Genomic DNA, 16920 nt, shown 5'->3' with positions numbered 1-16920 from the left:
TATATGAAAATCTTTACTTGATTTTTTTATCAACGGGCGCTATTTCTATAGAGTACCTATTAAAAAATAGTAGGTGCTGTTTTCTTTTCCATTTAAATGATGAGGGAAGTAAGGCATGAAAAGACAGAAGCGAGACCGTTTAGAAAGAGCTTTATCAAGAGGTTATCAAGCTGGTTTAGCGGGGCGTTCTAAAGAGATGTGCCCATATCAAGCAGTAGATGCTCGGTCGCATTGGCTAGGTGGTTGGCGAAAGGCGATGGAGGACCGAACCGTAGCGGTAGTATAATCCCCATATTCTTTGATCCTTTAGGTTAAATAGCCTGTACTGATTTTCTTGCGTATCTTTGGGTTTTCAAGTTAAAGAGATCAATCAATTTAAGAACCTCCGCCATTGCGGAGGTTTGCATTTCAAAGCTTAGAATGCGCTCGTGTCTTTAAAAAGACCCACTTTTAAGTCTGTTGCAGTATAAATTAATTTACCATCAACTAATACTTCACCGTCTGCTAAACCCATAATCAGTTTACGGTTGATCACGCGTTTAAAGCTGATGCGATAAGTGACTTTTTTCGCGGTAGGGAGAACTTGGCCAGTAAATTTAACTTCGCCAACGCCTAACGCACGCCCTTTACCTTCACCACCGAGCCAGCCAAGGTAGAAGCCAACTAACTGCCACATTGCATCAAGGCCTAAACAGCCTGGCATGACAGGGTCGTTTGTAAAGTGGCAGCCAAAGAACCAAAGGTCCGGATTAATATCCAGTTCAGCTTCCACATAACCTTTGTTAAATGTACCGCCATCTTCAGTCATACTGACGATACGATCCATCATCAACATGTTTCCTGATGGCAATGGAGGACCATTTTCTCCAAATAACTCGCCTTTACCAGAAGCAATTAAATCATCTTTTGTGTAGGATCCGCGTTTCTCAACCATGTTCTTAAGATAGCCTTTATTATGTGTAGGGCTACAGGATAGCGTACACTTGTACGCTGAACAACTCCGATCTGCTATTTTTTACGCAATCTTTACTCAACTCATCCATTTTAAGAACCAAGGGAGTCTAGCTTTATCAGGTGAGTTTGCTTGGTTGATTCGTTCTTGAATTAAAGCTAACAGGTGTACATTTTCCTCTTCAGCTTGTTGTTCAAAGTAAGGCTGCTTAGTGAGTAAAGTAATGGCTTGGGCAACATGTTCAACAGGCCAAATATGGAATTGACCTTTTTGTACCGCTTCAACGACAGCCGACTTGGTGCATAAATGGCGCACATTTGCCATTGGGATGATGACACCTTGACTACCAGTTAATCCTCGTTTTTCACAGATATCGAAGAAGCCTTCAATTTTCTCATTTACCCCACCAATAGGTTGGACATAACCAAATTGGTCAACAGCACCGGTGATGGCAATTTGCTGATCAATAGGTTGTAGAGCTAATGCACTAATTAAAGCACACAGCTCTGCGAGCGATGCGCTATCACCATCAACTTCACCATAGGATTGCTCAAAGACGATAGAGGCGGAAAAAGGCTGAGGTTGTTCTAATTTAAGCTCGTAATTTAAATAGGCTTGCATGATCATCATACCTTTGGCATGAATATTACCGCCTAGTTCGGCTTTACGTTCTACATCTGTAAATTCACCATCACCTAAATGCGCAACACAGGTGATTCGCGAAGGTTCGCCAATGGCATCTGGGTGCCCCGGGTATTGCAAAACAGACAAACCATTAACTTGCCCGATGACTTCGCCTTCGGTTTTAACAAAGATTTGTTCTTGTAAAATATCATCTTGAGTACGTTCAGCAAGAAAACTGTGGCGCCATTGGCGATTTTCATTTGCTTGATTAAATGACTCTTGAGTAAGCAAATGGTTAACATGGTAATGGCTGGCATCGACAAGAGATCGAACTAACCAAAGAATATCAAGAGGAAGATTAAATTTATCTTCACAGTAACGTACAGCTTGTTGGATAAAGGGAAGCCAACCATCAGGCGAAATATTCGGTAATTTATTCGAATCAATAATGGATTTTATGTAACGCATCCATAAGGCCAATTGCTCTTCATCCTCGAAGAACATAACAGGCTCATATTCGCCATAAATAGCGCAGCTAAATAACTCCGGTGCTGTAAATTCAAATTCTTCTAAAGCGAGTCGGTCACCAACAATAATAATTTTAAGTTCTAAGGGCTGTGGCTCAATTTCAATTGGTAAAGGTTGATTTTCAGAATAAGGTAACCATTCAAGTTGTTGACGGTTAACCATATTTTTTAGGCGAGCCCACATTAAAGGCTGGCTAATTAATGCACTAGCTGCGATAACTAATATGCCGCCATTGATTTGATGAAGTAAGCCAGGCACTAAATTCAAGGACGGGGTGACATAGCCGAATAATTGTTCAGGTTCTATCCAATTACGGTAAGCGATTTTTTCACGAGAAGAAAAACGGCTTTTAACACCATTTTTCCACTGAAAAAGTCGGTTATCTTCAGATAACTGATAATCACCATCAATGGCGTTGATCTCTGCTAGCAGGGGGGCAATTGCATTAGCATAAAGGCTAAGATATGCCTCACTTTCATCAGACTTGATAAACATAAAGCGCGTTTGGGCAAATTCATCAACAAAATGTTGTATGCCATCAGACAGCCTAGGCTGAATGTCTGACAAAATTGCAGGGGGCAACGTTTCTGAAGATACAAATTTCGTCTGAAATGACGATAAGTTAGGAATTAGGCCTTGCCATGTTAGTTCTTGACTGATCACTATAATTATCTGCTATTAATAGGGTTATAAATAAAATGCCTGCCAATAAGCTGGGCGTATATGCCTGAACAAGGTTTATTTAATAAATTTGCTAAATAACATTGTTTGTTTTATAAACAAAATTCAGGCTAATTCATTACCCAATGGGCAAGCCTGTTATATTAGCCTTTGATAGGCAATCTTGCAGCAATAATTGTTGAATTATCGACTAGAATAACGAAAACATGAACACAATAGGTAGTGTCATTGGCCAAGTTAAGCCAATAAGTATGGCGCTCAATAAACGCATAAAACAGTTCGGGTCTTTTGTAACGAGTAAGGTAAATAGCATTGCGCATACTCCGCCAATCCCATAGATGACGAGTATGTATTCAAATGTGGACATGCAGTTTTATTAATTTGTTAACAGATAGGGGCAGATTGTACACTATTTTCACAAGGGTAGGTTGTCTTCTTTACTGAAAAAGTGAATATTCTACTAAATCGAATATCTGCTTGAGTATTTTGTTTATAATCTTGCTAATATAAAGATAGGTTCAATTTTCTTCAGGAAAAATTATGAAATATCAGCAGCTTGAAAATCTTGAATGTGGCTGGAAATGGGAATACCTCGTCAATAAAGCAAGAGGTGGTGAAGCTATTACCCGTTATATAGAAAGAAGCGCAGAAAAAGAAGCGATAGACTTGCTGCTAAAAATGGAAAATAGACCGATTGATGTACTAAAGTGGATCACTTTGCATATGAATCCTGAGCTTGATAATCGAATGAAACAGAGTATTCGAGCGAGGCGTAAACGTCATTTTAATGCAGAGCATCCCCATACACGTAAGAAATCAATAGATTTAAATTTTTCGGTGTGGCAGCGTTTGTCTAATCTTGCAGTGAAGCGTAATAAAACGTTGTCTGAAACTATTATTCAGTTGATTGAAGATGCGGAACATAAAGATAAATACGAAAGCCAGATGAGCTCATTAAAGCAAGATTTACAAGCGATCCTCGGGACGTCAAAGGAAAAGGATAATTAACAAAGGTCCGCGGCTCATTACTGTTGTATGTATTCAAGTAGTATGCTTTTATTACGAGATATTTATTTTAAAGTGAATTTTTATATCGTTCCTATTATTCTAATAGTAAAAAAAAACCCCAATATTAATTGGGGTTTTTATGTTCAGTTCGAAATTTAAACTAGGGCTAAGAATTAAGCACCTGGTTGAGTTACAACTTCAGTTGTACCTTGGATTTCGATTTCAACGCGACGGTCTGGTGCTAAACACTCGATCAGAGCAGCACGGCCTTTAACATCGTCACATTTGTTACCAGTTACTGGATCTTCTTTACCACGGCCTTCTGCAGCGATTGCGCTAGCTGGAACGCCTTTAGCAACTAAGTAGTCAACTACAGACTGAGCACGTTTTTGTGACAGTGGCAGGTTGTAGTTTTGTGAACCGATACGGTCAGTGAAACCAACTACCAGTACGCGACCTTGAGTTGGGTCGATGCTGCTAAGTTCATTGTACAGCTCATTCAGAGCTTCTTGACCTTCTGGTTTCAGGCTTGCTTTGTTGAAGTTAAACAGAACGTCTGAACGCAGAGTAAAACGTTTGTTTTCAACAACTGGAGCAGGAGCTACAACTGGAGCTGGAGCAACAACTGGAGCATCAGCTTGACCGAAACGGTAAGCAACACCAACACTCAGCATGCCGTTGTCTGGACGAGTACCGATATTGTCTTTGTCACCTAAGTTGCTAACCCATTGGTAGTCTAAACGAGTCGCCCACTCTGGAGTGATTGCGTACTCAAGACCCAATGCGTATACAGGTGCAACGCCAGTGTCAGTTTCTTTGAAACGTTCGCCATTTTGGTGAGCTTTAGCTTCAGTACGGTAAACCATACCACCTAAACGAGTGTAAACGTCTAAGTCATCAATGATTGGATAGCTTAATTTGGTAGTTAATGAAACACCCATAGATTTCAGGTCACCGCTGTTACCAGCGCCTTTGTATTTCATTTTACCGAACCAATCGTAGCCTAGCTCAAAGCCTAAGTATTGGTTATATTGGTAACCAGCGTAGGCACCTGCACCGATTGTGTCACGGTCAGTGCTGTTACCAACAGTGCCCCAACCTGCATAGTCTGTACCAGTTTTTGCTGGGTTCAGGCTAGTGTCTTCATAGTGAGACCAACCTAATTTAGCACCGGTATACCAAGTGTTATCTTTTGGAGCTGCTTGTGCAACGGTTGCAAAAGCTGCTACTGCCACTGCTACTGCGATAGCTGTTTTTTTCATTTTTACGCCTCGTTATCATCCAATATTGGCTTGGCTTCGCTGAGCCTTATTATATGCCATTGGTTTAATTTACTTGCTAGGTTTCGCAGACATTATCTACAAAAAAATAATAAAAGTAAAAAAATAATGCCATAAGCCGAACAAGCTAAAGTCTACAACGAACTTAAAAAGATACAAGTAGAGTGAGCAATAATCGTTAAAAAAAGTATTTTTTTAGTGTATAAATCAGAGAGATATGTATATTTTTCGTAATGATTATTTTTTATCTATCTGATTGATCTACAATACTTTTAATTTAACTTTAGAGATAAATATTTCTAAAGGTTAAATTTAGTAAGAAAATTCTTAATCTTAGCTAGTGATAATGATTTGAGTGAATTTTTAAGTGGTTTGGCTGTCCTGCATGTGTGCTAACCATATTATATGTTTCTTGTGGGCGCATAATTAAACCGATAGAACGACCTTCTTGAGCTGCATATTGTAAGCGAACAAAATCTTGCTCGCTTATTTCCGGTAGCCACCCTAGAACTACACTATAATTACCACTTCTTAGTGCTTTTTCCATAGCATCAATCGTAGTGATATCTTCCATATGATTTAATTGCATAACTTTATGAGTAGGTATACCTGATTGTTCTAACCAGTGTTTACTTAGCCTTTTATTTGGAGTTAGCCAAAGTAACCAGCGTGATTGAACCCCAAACTGACGAAGCATTGGTAATAAAATATAATCCATAATAGGGTGTTTTTCATCGTAAACAAGTTCGCTCACCATACCTTGTTGTATAGAGCTATTGGTAAGCCCTGTAGCAGGGATTGATTGTGCGTAATTATTAAGAGAATGTTCTGTTGAGTTCTTCCAAGAATAGATGCTCATAATTTACCTCGTTACAATGCTGTATGAACATACAGTAACTGTATATCCATCCAATATCAAGACTATTTTTTCAAAGCGCTTCGCAACTTTGTTGTTTTTCTCCGCATTCTTCTTGGCATTTTTTATGGAAACTCTCAAAATTGGTTACGCGTAATTATCTGTAAAAAAAGAAATTATAAAATTAATTTTCTAAAGGATGAAAATTGAGCATACCCAAAAAGGAGTTTGGTAATGTTGTTAGAAGAAGAAAAATTTTTTTATTTATCCGGTTTGTTAAGTCAATTTGGCGAATTAAAACGTAAAAATCATTTTGGTGGATTTTGTTTACTAGTCGATGATGCAATTGTTGGGCTGGTACTTGATGAATGTTTTTATTTACGAGGTTGTTTAGTAGCGAGGAGCCACTTTGAAGCGTTAGGGTTTAATCGGTTAGTTTATAGTAAAAAAGGTATTCCATTGGAAATGCGGTACTATCAACTTTCGGAACAAGTTTGGCATGACGAAGTTTTGTTTCTCCAATATATTGAGTTGGCTTACCGTTCAGCTATCGAGGAATTAAAACAAAAGCAATCAATGACCATGCGTATAAAGGATTTACCCAATATGAATATGTCAGTTGAGCGTGCTCTAGGGAAAATTGGTGTGGCTCATGTTGATGATTTGCGCATGATGGGCGCAAAGGCTTGTTTTATGAAGCTAAAAAAACATGGTAGGAATAACCCCAGTATCAAGCTACTGATTGGCTTAGCAGCTGCAATAGAAGGGTGTCATAGTGCTGTTTTGCCTAAGGATATCAAACAAGAGCTAATTGCTTGGTATAATAGTTTTGAGTTGACGTCAGCCTAAACTCACTGAAAACGACTTTTACTATTAATATAATCAATATTACATATACGCTATATGAAGATGAGTGGGTATTTAGAATTTTATACCCGCTCATCGGTATATTTATGTTGCACTGATAGTGCGAATGATTTGCCGTATCTCAGGTATTAGTTCAAGCAATAACTTAGTTTGCTCCATGATAAGCAACGTTTTTTCGTCATCACTGGTTGAAATATAATCTATGCGGTGTAATAGACTATGGCGAAGTTTATCTGATTTTTCATCGATAACTAGTGGGTCAATGGTTGTGATTTGCAAGGATGATTCAACATAGCAAATAGCATCGTTGAGTAATGAAAGATTACTTTCATTTTGCATTTTTTCACGGTGCGCACCTAATGCTGAAATATAACTGAGTAAAGTATGGTTTAAGCAAAGAAGGCGAAAAGCTTGTTCTTGGGTGATTCGATAAGACTTAGGGTCAGAAGCCATATTGGAAACAATCGATGCAAACTCTGCATCATTATTGTGTGCGTCTCTACGTGCAACTCGGTACTCAAGGCGGTTGTCTTTACCTTGGTAGTACTGCTGCAAAATAGCATCTAAATAACGGCAGTTGCTATCCATGGTTTTTTGAATGACTTGGGGGAGTTGGCGGAATTTCCAATCTGGCCAAATAAAGCTAACGGCAAGTAATGCAATAAAACAACCAATTAATGTGTCAATGATCCGTGGAAGTGCAACATCAAACCCTTCGCCCAATAGGTTAAAACAAAACAAAACGAGAAGTGTGATGAATAATGTTGCTTGGGCATATTGGCTACTGCGAAACATAAAAAACAGTAAGCCAGAAATAACGATTAGCGTAAGTTGCCCTTCCATTGAGGGGATTAAATTCAGCAAAGGTAAACCAATGAGAATACCAACAATAGTTCCTATTATGCGAAGGGCTAAGCGGCGTTTAGTGGCGCTGTAGTTAGGTTGGCATACAAATAAGCTAGTGAGTAATATCCAATATCCTCTTTCCATATCAAATAGTTGGATAATAATATAGCCAGTACAAAGGAGAATTGACATTCTTACTGCATGGCGAAATAAAGATGATTTTGGCGTTAAATGGTGCTTAACCCGCGAAATAATATCACTAATACCGGATAACGATTCATCAGATAACTGCTCTACCTGTTTATTATTTTGCTGCCATGCACTTTGCTCAAGGCTCAGACCTTTAAGTTGAACATCAATTCCTTTTAAGTTTTTAAGTAGGTTATACAGGGCTTTAATTTCATGAAGCTCAGGCGATTGCTGTTTTAGTAGCTGTAGCGATTTTTCAATGTAAGCGAAGGTACGTTCAAAACGAGGATTATGTTGGTATTGTTTACGCCATAAAACAGATTGAGCAACTTGTTGGCAGGCTCTCGCTTGCATGGTTAATAGGCGTTGGAAACGAAATAAAATATCACAGTGACGTAAAGTGCGGCTAAGCTGTTGATATTGTATGTGGGATGAACTTGCTCGTTCGTGAATGTCTTGAGCAACAAAATAATATTGTAGCGAATTTCGTGTACCTTTTTGTCCCCGATCCCCTTTTAATCGACTCAATAATGCAATTTTTGCTTGGTTCATGGTGCTAACCAAGTGGCTGTTTACTAATGCTAAATCATAAACAGAGCGTTGGTAGTCATCTTCTAAATCAGGATCAAATAAGTTAGCTTTTGCGTCTAAATAAGCTGAAAGTTGCTGATAACATTGGGTTATTGCATCTTGCAATGGCCTTACAGGAAATAAAATATGCCCAATCAAGGTTAAAATATTATACCAAATTGCCCCTGTCAGTAATAATGCGGGTTGTTGGTACCAAGTATCAAAAATGGGTACGCCGAGCATGGTATAAATGGCAATTAATAGTGCACCAAATGCGATGGTAGCGTATCGCTGTCCTAAAGCACCAAGAAGAATAAAGCCACACGTAGAAAATGCGAGGCCAAAAAAGAAAAATAAAGGATAGGGAAAAAGGAGTTCAATAGAAACGGATGCAATAAAAAAACAAAAAAGTGTAATAATTAAATTTTTTATTCTACCAGTTAGCCTATCATCTAAGTCAGTTAGTGCTGCAGCAACGACACCCAATGTGAGTGGGATGGTGATTTTAGGCTCTTGACCTAACAACCATGGCACTAAGGTTGCGCCTGTCAGGGCTATAAATATTCGGATATAATATAAAATATGGCTGTTATATAGCACACGACGATAACTGGTAAGCAGTGTTAACACAAAGTACCTCAAAGGTAAGACAAGCCTTAATCTATATAGGATAGCTTGTTTGCAAGGAATAAAAAACCGTTTGGAATCAAGCCAACCGTATTTTTGTCATTGATTTTCTCAGGTGCAGGACGTATGGAACTGAAATCAACACAGATTGGACAGCGTCTGGCTCAGCATCCCTACAATCGGGTTCGCTTACTCAACGCAGGTATTGAAGTCAGTGGTGAAAACCACCAATATCTTATCCCATTTAATGAACTCATTGATCTTCGTTGTAAGAGAGGGATTGTTTGGGGGGAGTTAGAATTTGAAATTGTGAATGAACAGGTTGTTCGTTTACATGGCACGGAATGGAAACAAACTCAGCGCTTTTACCATTATTTAAATGAAAAATGGCAGCAATGGAGCACTGAAATGAGTCAAATCAGTGCTCATGTATTGACTGAGTTAGTTAATACGATTGAACAATTGACTCAGCAAGATCATTGGTTGACATTACACCAATTGGCTGAAATAAAAGATAAAATATCACAAAAGTTCTCGTCATTGCCTATGCCTTTAGCACGTATTTCATTGTTTGAAAATTGTGCTGCACAGTATCAAGAATGCCAGAATTGGCTACGTAACAGTCAAGAATGTCGAAAACAAATTAATGATCACTGGTGTGAGTCTGTTTTAGTTCGTTATCACGATTTTTTCCAGCAAGTAGAAACGTCGCCACTAAATTATTCACAGTCCTTATCTGTGATCAATGGTGAGGATAATGTATTAGTGCTGGCGGGGGCTGGAAGTGGTAAAACATCAGTCTTAGTCGCTAGAGCGGGTTGGCTTATCTTGCGAGGTTTGGCAAAAACAAAACAAATTCTCTTGCTGGCTTTTGGTCGTAAAGCTGCGGATGAAATGAACGAGCGTATTCACTCACGCCTACAACAAGATATTGAAGCAAAAACTTTTCATGCTCTTGCTTTACACATTATTCGTGAAGGTAGCAAAAAATCGCCCGTGATTAGTGAGTTAGAAACAGATACTCAAAAACGGCATACATTATTATTAAATGAATGGCGGGAACAATGTTCGGCTAAGAAAGCGCAAGCAAAAGGGTGGCGAGAATGGCTTTCTGAAGAGTTACAATGGGAAATTCCAGACGGTGAATTCTGGAAAGACGAAAAAATTAGCACTAAAGTCGCTACTCGGTTAGACCGTTGGCTAAGCTTAATGCGTATGCATGGTGGTAGCCAAAAGGACATGATTGAGAATACGGCGGAAGAAATAAGAGATCTTTTTCAAAAACGTATTCGTTTAATGGCGCCGTTATTGAAAGCGTGGAAAAGCGCATTGAAAGATGAAGGTGCAATTGATTTTTCAGGATTAATTCATCAGGCCATCAATATTCTAGAAAAAGGGCGTTTTATTAGCCCATGGAAACATATTTTAGTTGATGAGTTTCAAGATATTTCTCCTCTTCGCGCTAAGTTATTGCAAGTACTACGCAAGCAGAATAAGCAAACGACGTTATTTGCTGTTGGAGATGATTGGCAAGCTATCTACCGGTTTAGTGGTGCAGAATTAGACTTAACCACATCATTTGAACATAACTTTGGCATTGGAGAACTTTGCGCTTTAGACACGACTTATCGTTTTAATGAGCGTATTGGTGAGGTTGCTAATCAGTTTATTTTACAAAACCCTATGCAGTTAGATAAGCCATTGAATAGCTTAACTAAAGGAAATAAAAAATCCGTTATTCTTCTGTATGAAGATGCACTGGAACGTTTGTTGGATAAAATGAGTGGTTATGTCCTTGATGATGAAACGATATTAGTGCTCGCTCGCTATCATTATTTAAAACCTAATATATTAGATAAAGCCAAGACTCGTTGGCCAAAATTAAATATTCAGTTTATGACTATCCATGCCTCAAAAGGGCAGCAAGCAGACCATGTGATAATTTGTGGCTTGAATAGTGGAAAGGATGGTTTCCCTGCTCCTGCCCGCGAATCAATTATTGAGCAAGCATTACTGCCTAAGCCAGAAGATTTTGACCATGCAGAAGAAAGACGTTTGCTATATGTCGCATTAACACGGGCTAAGCAGCAAGTTTGGTTGCTTTATCACCCAGAAAAGCCGTCAGAATTTGTTGATGAACTCAAGCAATTGGGTGTTCCAAAGCAAAAGAAACCTTAAGGTAATCTTATTTTGTATTAAGCGCCAGAATGTTGTGGCGCTTAATATTGATAGATTAGTTAGTCCGTTTAGTTAAGTAGCTTTGGTAATCAGGAATAACAATGTCTATCGCATTATCAAAATAGGGGGAGGTAATTAAAAAATCTGCGGTTGCAGGGTTGGTTGCGACAGGAATATTCCATACTGTGGCTAAGCGCAGCAAAGCTTTAACATCTGGGTCATGAGGTACTGCATTAAGAGGGTCCCAGAAGAAAATCAATAGGTCGATTTTTTGTTCCGCAATCATTGAACCAATTTGTTGGTCTCCCCCCATTGGGCCACTTAACATACTGGTAACTGGCAATCCAGTGTGCTGGTTAATTAAATTACCGGTTGTTCCTGTTGCATATAAATTGTGAGTTTGAAGCCGTTCATTGTTTTTCTTAGTCCAAGATAATAATGAGGGTTTACAGTGGTCATGGGCAACCAAAGCAATATTTTTTGAGGCTGTAATTTTACGGGTAGTTGATTCCATGATATTCCCTTAAATAAGATGCGAGATAGACATCTTTAAAAATTGAATGAGCAAAGATATACAACATATATCATAATGCTAATGAATAGTTTATAGATTTTGGGAGATATTTTGATGAGAGATCAAGAAATTGCTGAAATTTTAAAGAGTGTTCGGACTATCGCTTTAGTTGGGGCGAGTGATAAAGCAAATAGGCCGAGTTATGAAGTTATGGAATATCTTTTGCATCAAGGCTATACCGTTATTCCAGTGAGCCCAAAATTGGCAGGGCAAACTTTATTAGGGCAACTTGTATACGAAAAGCTTAGTGATATACCAGAGCCTATTGATATGGTCGATGTATTTCGTAATGCAGAAGCTGCAATAGGAGTAGCCAGGGAAGCGGTAGAAGTAAAAGCTAAAGTTTTGTGGTTACAAAAAGGCGTGATTAGCGAAGAAGCGCAAAAAATCGCTTTGCAGGCAGGTTTACAGTTTGTTATGGATAAATGCCCAAAACAAGAAATCCCTGCATTAGGCCTTGAAAAATAAACTACATTTTAGCGTTAAAAAGTAAAGCAGCTAGTTAGCTGCTTTACGGTTGCGTTCATAAATAACAATATCTATATTTGCAGGTTAGTTGCGAAGGCGAGGTGCTTGCAACTGAGACCTTATTGATTCCGCTAGTTCATCCATTGATGGTTGTTCTGGATGGTCTTCTGCGGTTTCATAGGTAATTTGAGCTTCGGCCAAATAAGTATGAACAGCATCCCCATTGTCATCTTCCATAACAACATGATACCAAGGTAGATCGCGTAGTGTGCTGTTAGCGGCAATATCATCATCATGTGGTTGTTCGAGCGAATACTCAGCGTCTACATCTACAACGACGCCTAAGTAGCCGAGAAGTTTGTGTCTAACTTGTTGCCCGATTCCATATTTACTGGTGATCATCATAGCGACCTCCTAAAAGCCTTGCTTATACTTCAAACTATATATGGGCAGTGCTACGCGTTTTCAAGCTAAGATATGGACAATTATCAATAACGCAATACACTGTCTTTATACGTAACTATCAAAAGCAGTGCCTCATTTAGCAGATTATCTGTTCAATGAATAAAAAACAACTGTTAAAAGAAGGTATCAATACAATATGCTCTGACAATGGAGGCTCACATGACTGCATCAGGTCGTTATTTTTATATTTATGGTCGTGTTCAAGGGGTTGGGTTTCGTTACCAAACCTATCATTGGGCTAATCAGAATGGCATAAAAGGTTTTGTATGTAACCGGGATGACGGCAGCGTTAAGTTAGCTGTTTATGGCTCAGAGCAAGATATTGAGTTTGTTGATGAGTGGTTGAAAGCGGGGGGCCCCCCAGGCGCCAAGATAGACCATTTTTTCACCGAAAATTGGAAAGCTGAGCCAATAGCGGACTTTAGTGTCCGCTATTAGTAAGAAATTAAATACATTTCACCGGTTTTGGCAGGCCAGCAAGTTTAGTGGCTTGCTTAGCTGGGCCTTTTGGAAATAGCCGGTATAAATAGCGGCTATTGCCTTTTTCTTCCCCAAATTGTTGAGAAACGGCTTTAACCAACATACGGATAGCCGGTGAGGTATTAAATTCCAAGTAGAAATTCCTGACGAAACGGATAATTTCTAGGTGTTCATTAGTAATTTCAATATCTTCTTGCTGCGCGAGTAAAGGGATTAATTCTTCACTCCATTGTTGGCTATCAAGCAGGTAACCTTGCGCATCTGTTTCTATTTCTTGATTATTAAAAACCAACATACTCTTATTCAACTCAAATAAAATTAGAACGTAAATTTAGCAAAAATTGGGATATAACCCAAGTAAAGTCGTTAGAATGTCGATATTTTCATCTAACAGTATGAAAGACGTATATTTTTAAAGCGAATGATCAAATTAGGGGTTTACATCCAATGAGAGGATGTTTATAGTGCACGTCATTACGGAGGGGTGGCCGAGCGGCTGAAGGCAGCGGTCTTGAAAACCGCCGATGGGAAACCATCCGAGAGTTCGAATCTCTCCTCCTCCGCCATCTTCAATTCTAGTAAAGTCTTCCAATCCCAAGTAAATCAAGCATTCCAACTAAATCCCATTATTCCAATGTCTACTAACGTCTATTAAAAACTACCCCCCTTAGGTGGTACATTTATACCCCATGATTTGAGTACCCCCAAATGAAGCTAATCATTATACTAGCTGATGCCAGAAGAAAGCGTGATGATGCAAAGAGATTACTGGTGGAGGGAATTGACCCAAACCAACAACCCAAAGAACAAAAGCTGGTGGAATGGGCTAAAAAATAGCAGGGGAATTTATTAAGCACCATAATTCACCATAAGATATGGTGCTTGTGAATTAGCCGTGTAAGTTAATTGGTATTCATTTTTAATTGTTCTTGATAATGCTGAATTTTAAGCTTTAAGTTACTTAAGTGTTCATTTAGAGATAAAATTTGCTTTTCAAGATTAGCGTAGTGTTCAGTAAGCAAATTCATTCTCTCAAATGAAGTTGATGTTCCTATATTTCTTAGTGCTGCGTATTCTTTAATCTTTTTTAAAGGCATGCCAGTTTCTTTTAAACGAGTGATAAACTTAACCCATTCAATATCATCTTCAGAATAGTACCTATGATTGTTTGCTTGTCTGGATGATTTCAATATTCCTTCTTTTTCATAGTATCTAAGGGTGTATATGGTGAATCCGGTTAGTTGTGCAAACTGACTGATTGAATAATTCATGTATTACCTAGAAGTTTCTTGACCTAGAGTTAACTCTATCCTTTACCCTTTTGAAACTTTTGTCAAAGAGGGTATGTCATGAGAAATAAACATTATGCGGTTATTACAGGTGCGAGTTCAGGTATTGGTCGTGCAATTTCAATAAAATTAGCTGAGCGTGGATTTAATATTATTGCTGTAGCAAGGCGAGATTCCTTGTTGAACCAATTGAAAATCGAATTGCGTAAGATTAATCAATACATTGAGGTCGTAACAAAATCATGTGATTTATCTATTACAGATGATGCTATTTCACTTTATGAGGAACTGAAAGCTTTTGATATTCGGGTATGGGTAAATAACGCCGGTGTTGGATATTATGGGGAAGCATTCTCTCAGCCAATAAAAGATGCACAAACTTTATTAAATTTGAATATCAATACACTCGCAGTTCTATCGTTAATGTTCGTGCGTGATAATCAGAATATTGATGATTCACAGTTGATCAATGTAAGTTCTGCAGGAGGATATACTATCGTACCTACAGCCGTTACCTATTGTGCTTCGAAATTCTTTGTTAGCTCTTTTACTGAGGGATTGGCTCATGAATTATTGAACTTGGATGCTAAGATTAAAGTAAAATTACTGGCTCCTGCAGCGACCAAAACAGATTTTGGTCGAATTGCTAACGGAGTAGAATATTATGATTACGATAAAGTTTTTGGTACATATCATTCTAGCGAGGAACTAGCTGATTTCTTCATTCAGCTATATGACTCAAACAATGTTGTTGGATATATAGATAGAGAGAGCTTTAGCTTTAAATTACTAGATAATAAAATGCCTTACGCAAATAACAATAAATTTAATCAAAAAATATAAATACGAAAAAACCGCCAAAGCATAAGCCGAGGCGGTTATGTATAATTGGCTTTATCAACTAAAGGGCTCACCAAATGAAAAAATCATGGTAATAAAGCCAGTTGTACTAATGCTTATATGATGGTTGCTAGGCAGAATATACGTTAACGAAACGTTAATAATATAAGGTGTTTTTTGTTGATCTAATGGCGTTTTTATTTGTATTTTTTGGCTTAATCAGACATGAGAGTAAATAGCATGCAGTTTTGAGTTACCATCCCACATAACTAAATAATGATTAATACCATGGGTTATAAGTAAATCATCAAGGTTAGTTTCATCAAAAAATTTCAGTGGATAGAAAGATAGTAACTTGTTGAAATTGTTTTATAAATATAATATTTAATATCTTAATGCCATGGATTTTATCAAGATGAATAAATTATTAGTTCCAATTTTTTGTATTGCTTCTTTATCAGGATGTGCGGTGACTGAGTATAATTATGTTCCTGACTCACAAAAAATCAGTGAGCCTAAAATAGGTCAGGTCAACCATATTACAGTAGGGCAACCCTTAGTAAGAGAAGGCAATATTAGTGAAATAGACGGAATTAAAGTATTAAACCCTGTGCAGATAGATTTGGCATACAAAATTATTCCGGGTGTATTCAAAAAAGTGGGCTCAAGTGATAAAGGCGATTTTTATATGCCAGACCAAATAATTGACTCTGGTTCGGTCGTTGTTGAGGTTTTAGGGCAACCTTGGAATTCACTTTTAATTAAAAAAGGGTCTAGTCCTAATGACATTTGTATCGTAACGGATGTCAATGTTGCTGTTTGTAGCGATAAAGCACAAATCGAACAGGTAAAATTAAATAATTCTGATGGTAATTCATTTGAACAAGCCTTAATTTTCAATGGGATAAATGACCAGGTTGTCGATATTAGTTATCAGAAAATAGGTTCGAATATTGAGAACCAAGGATTTGGCGATACGATTCAGTATAATCTTAAAAACAGCGACATTATTTCTTATCGAAATGTAAAATTAAAAGTTATTGATAGCTCAGAAAATTCATTAACCTATACAGTGATAAGCAATTTTTCTGACAATTAATGTATGTCGCATTAATTAACCAATTGAAAAACAGCGTTAAACTAAATTTAATCTCTAGTTAAGCGCTGTCTCGGCATCTTTTCTCGTGTTGTTATCTTGCTAACTTCAAAATATTTGGATCACATCGACAATTGTATAATATTGTCTTTTTAGTATACGTCACATACTCTAAGTTAAATTGATTTAACTTAGAGGGTGTTATTTATGATGAATATCCAATCTGACCACAATAGCTTTTTTATTTTATCCGATGACAAGCAAACTCGTCTTGCCGAGATAACCTTTGTTTATACTGGCGATGAACTGGTGATTATTGACCACACTGTGGTTGATGAAAGCTTAAAAGGACAGGGCATTGCAAAGTTATTAGTTGCTAAGGTTGTTGATCGAATGAGAAATGAAGGCCGAAAAATTATTCCATTATGCCCTTTTGCAAAAGCAATATTCGATAGAACACCTGAATACAGTGATATCCGCCAATAACATTTGCTAATTACTG

At 37.9% G+C, this 16920-nt stretch carries 19 protein-coding genes and 1 tRNA gene; 10 read left to right on the top strand and 10 right to left on the bottom strand.

The genetic code is table 11. From position 1 onward, the window contains the following. Nucleotides 1-115: 115 nt before the first annotated feature. Nucleotides 116-286, top strand: coding sequence for a ribosome modulation factor (gene rmf / locus PR767_RS17345; protein WP_109911062.1), 171 nt, complete (start codon nt 116-118; stop codon nt 284-286). 129 nt (nt 287-415) lie between these two features. Here rmf and fabA read toward each other — a convergent pair whose 3' ends face one another. The 3 genes from fabA to PR767_RS17330 form a co-directional block, all read right to left on the bottom strand. Then, entirely contained in the window at nt 416-934 is a 519-nt protein-coding gene (gene fabA / locus PR767_RS17340) for a bifunctional 3-hydroxydecanoyl-ACP dehydratase/trans-2-decenoyl-ACP isomerase (protein ID WP_004909641.1), read from the bottom strand. Between the two features lie 96 nt (nt 935-1030). Then, nucleotides 1031-2767: a Lon protease family protein gene (locus PR767_RS17335; protein WP_272520677.1), complete on the bottom strand. Its 1737-nt coding sequence runs from the start codon at nt 2765-2767 to the stop codon at nt 1031-1033. Nucleotides 2768-2975: 208 nt separating this feature from the next. Further along, the gene (locus tag PR767_RS17330; protein ID WP_235148212.1) at nt 2976-3098 is read right to left on the bottom strand and encodes a GhoT/OrtT family toxin; all 123 of its coding nucleotides are present in this window, start codon (nt 3096-3098) and stop codon (nt 2976-2978) included. A gap of 227 nt (nt 3099-3325) precedes the next feature. Here PR767_RS17330 and matP point away from each other — a divergent pair, with 227 nt between their 5' ends. Next, nucleotides 3326-3793 carry a macrodomain Ter protein MatP gene (gene matP / locus PR767_RS17325; RefSeq protein ID WP_004909648.1) on the top strand — a complete coding sequence of 156 codons (468 nt, stop codon included), beginning with the start codon at nt 3326-3328 and terminating at the stop codon, nt 3791-3793. 173 nt (nt 3794-3966) lie between these two features. Here matP and ompA read toward each other — a convergent pair whose 3' ends face one another. Continuing rightward, nucleotides 3967-5055, bottom strand: a complete 1089-nt coding sequence (gene ompA, locus PR767_RS17320) for a porin OmpA (protein ID WP_109911065.1) — start codon at nt 5053-5055, stop codon at nt 3967-3969. A gap of 355 nt (nt 5056-5410) precedes the next feature. After that, nucleotides 5411-5932, bottom strand: coding sequence for an SOS-induced cell division inhibitor SulA (sulA, locus tag PR767_RS17315; RefSeq protein WP_109911066.1), 522 nt, complete (start codon nt 5930-5932; stop codon nt 5411-5413). 231 nt (nt 5933-6163) lie between these two features. On the opposite strand from sulA, the gene PR767_RS17310 reads away from it, so the two are divergent. After that, a complete protein-coding gene (locus tag PR767_RS17310; RefSeq protein WP_272520676.1) occupies nt 6164-6778 on the top strand; it encodes a TfoX/Sxy family DNA transformation protein in 615 nt (204 codons plus the stop codon). Between the two features lie 102 nt (nt 6779-6880). Here PR767_RS17310 and yccS read toward each other — a convergent pair whose 3' ends face one another. Continuing rightward, nucleotides 6881-9031, bottom strand: a complete 2151-nt coding sequence (yccS, locus tag PR767_RS17305; protein ID WP_004909659.1) for a YccS family putative transporter — start codon at nt 9029-9031, stop codon at nt 6881-6883. A 123-nt stretch (nt 9032-9154) separates the two neighbouring features. Here yccS and helD point away from each other — a divergent pair, with 123 nt between their 5' ends. After that, nucleotides 9155-11206: a DNA helicase IV gene (helD, locus tag PR767_RS17300; protein WP_272520675.1), complete on the top strand. Its 2052-nt coding sequence runs from the start codon at nt 9155-9157 to the stop codon at nt 11204-11206. Nucleotides 11207-11261: 55 nt separating this feature from the next. Here the strand turns inward: helD and PR767_RS17295 are convergent, their stop codons facing one another. Continuing rightward, nucleotides 11262-11720 (bottom strand): methylglyoxal synthase, encoded by a 459-nt coding sequence (locus PR767_RS17295; protein ID WP_004909663.1) that lies wholly within the window; start codon nt 11718-11720, stop codon nt 11262-11264. Between the two features lie 114 nt (nt 11721-11834). Here PR767_RS17295 and PR767_RS17290 point away from each other — a divergent pair, with 114 nt between their 5' ends. Continuing rightward, entirely contained in the window at nt 11835-12248 is a 414-nt protein-coding gene (locus PR767_RS17290; protein ID WP_109911070.1) for a CoA-binding protein, read from the top strand. Nucleotides 12249-12332: 84 nt separating this feature from the next. On the opposite strand, the gene hspQ is transcribed toward PR767_RS17290, so the two are convergent. Next, entirely contained in the window at nt 12333-12653 is a 321-nt protein-coding gene (gene hspQ, locus PR767_RS17285) for a heat shock protein HspQ (protein WP_181937016.1), read from the bottom strand. 219 nt (nt 12654-12872) lie between these two features. Between hspQ and PR767_RS17280 the strand changes: the two genes are divergently transcribed. Then, the gene (locus PR767_RS17280) at nt 12873-13151 is read left to right on the top strand and encodes an acylphosphatase (protein ID WP_228367069.1); all 279 of its coding nucleotides are present in this window, start codon (nt 12873-12875) and stop codon (nt 13149-13151) included. Between the two features lie 7 nt (nt 13152-13158). On the opposite strand, the gene PR767_RS17275 is transcribed toward PR767_RS17280, so the two are convergent. After that, nucleotides 13159-13488 carry a TusE/DsrC/DsvC family sulfur relay protein gene (locus PR767_RS17275; RefSeq protein ID WP_004256090.1) on the bottom strand — a complete coding sequence of 110 codons (330 nt, stop codon included), beginning with the start codon at nt 13486-13488 and terminating at the stop codon, nt 13159-13161. Nucleotides 13489-13671: 183 nt separating this feature from the next. Here PR767_RS17275 and PR767_RS17270 point away from each other — a divergent pair. Next, nucleotides 13672-13759, top strand: a tRNA-Ser gene (locus tag PR767_RS17270). 336 nt (nt 13760-14095) lie between these two features. Here PR767_RS17270 and PR767_RS17265 read toward each other — a convergent pair. Then, entirely contained in the window at nt 14096-14464 is a 369-nt protein-coding gene (locus PR767_RS17265; protein WP_004909678.1) for a MerR family transcriptional regulator, read from the bottom strand. A gap of 78 nt (nt 14465-14542) precedes the next feature. Between PR767_RS17265 and PR767_RS17260 the strand changes: the two genes are divergently transcribed. From PR767_RS17260 to PR767_RS17250, 3 genes are all read left to right on the top strand, one after another. Continuing rightward, the gene (locus PR767_RS17260) at nt 14543-15325 is read left to right on the top strand and encodes an SDR family NAD(P)-dependent oxidoreductase (RefSeq protein WP_272520674.1); all 783 of its coding nucleotides are present in this window, start codon (nt 14543-14545) and stop codon (nt 15323-15325) included. A 412-nt stretch (nt 15326-15737) separates the two neighbouring features. Continuing rightward, the gene (locus PR767_RS17255; protein WP_272520673.1) at nt 15738-16421 is read left to right on the top strand and encodes a hypothetical protein; all 684 of its coding nucleotides are present in this window, start codon (nt 15738-15740) and stop codon (nt 16419-16421) included. 207 nt (nt 16422-16628) lie between these two features. After that, nucleotides 16629-16904 carry a GNAT family N-acetyltransferase gene (locus tag PR767_RS17250; protein ID WP_272520687.1) on the top strand — a complete coding sequence of 92 codons (276 nt, stop codon included), beginning with the start codon at nt 16629-16631 and terminating at the stop codon, nt 16902-16904. Nucleotides 16905-16920: the final 16 nt, after the last annotated feature.

This window comes from Providencia sp. PROV223, assembly GCF_028479245.1.
Taxonomy (GTDB): Bacteria; Pseudomonadota; Gammaproteobacteria; order Enterobacterales; family Enterobacteriaceae; genus Providencia; species Providencia rettgeri.
Note: the sequence above shows the minus strand (reverse complement) of the source record. Positions and strands in the feature narration are given on the sequence as shown.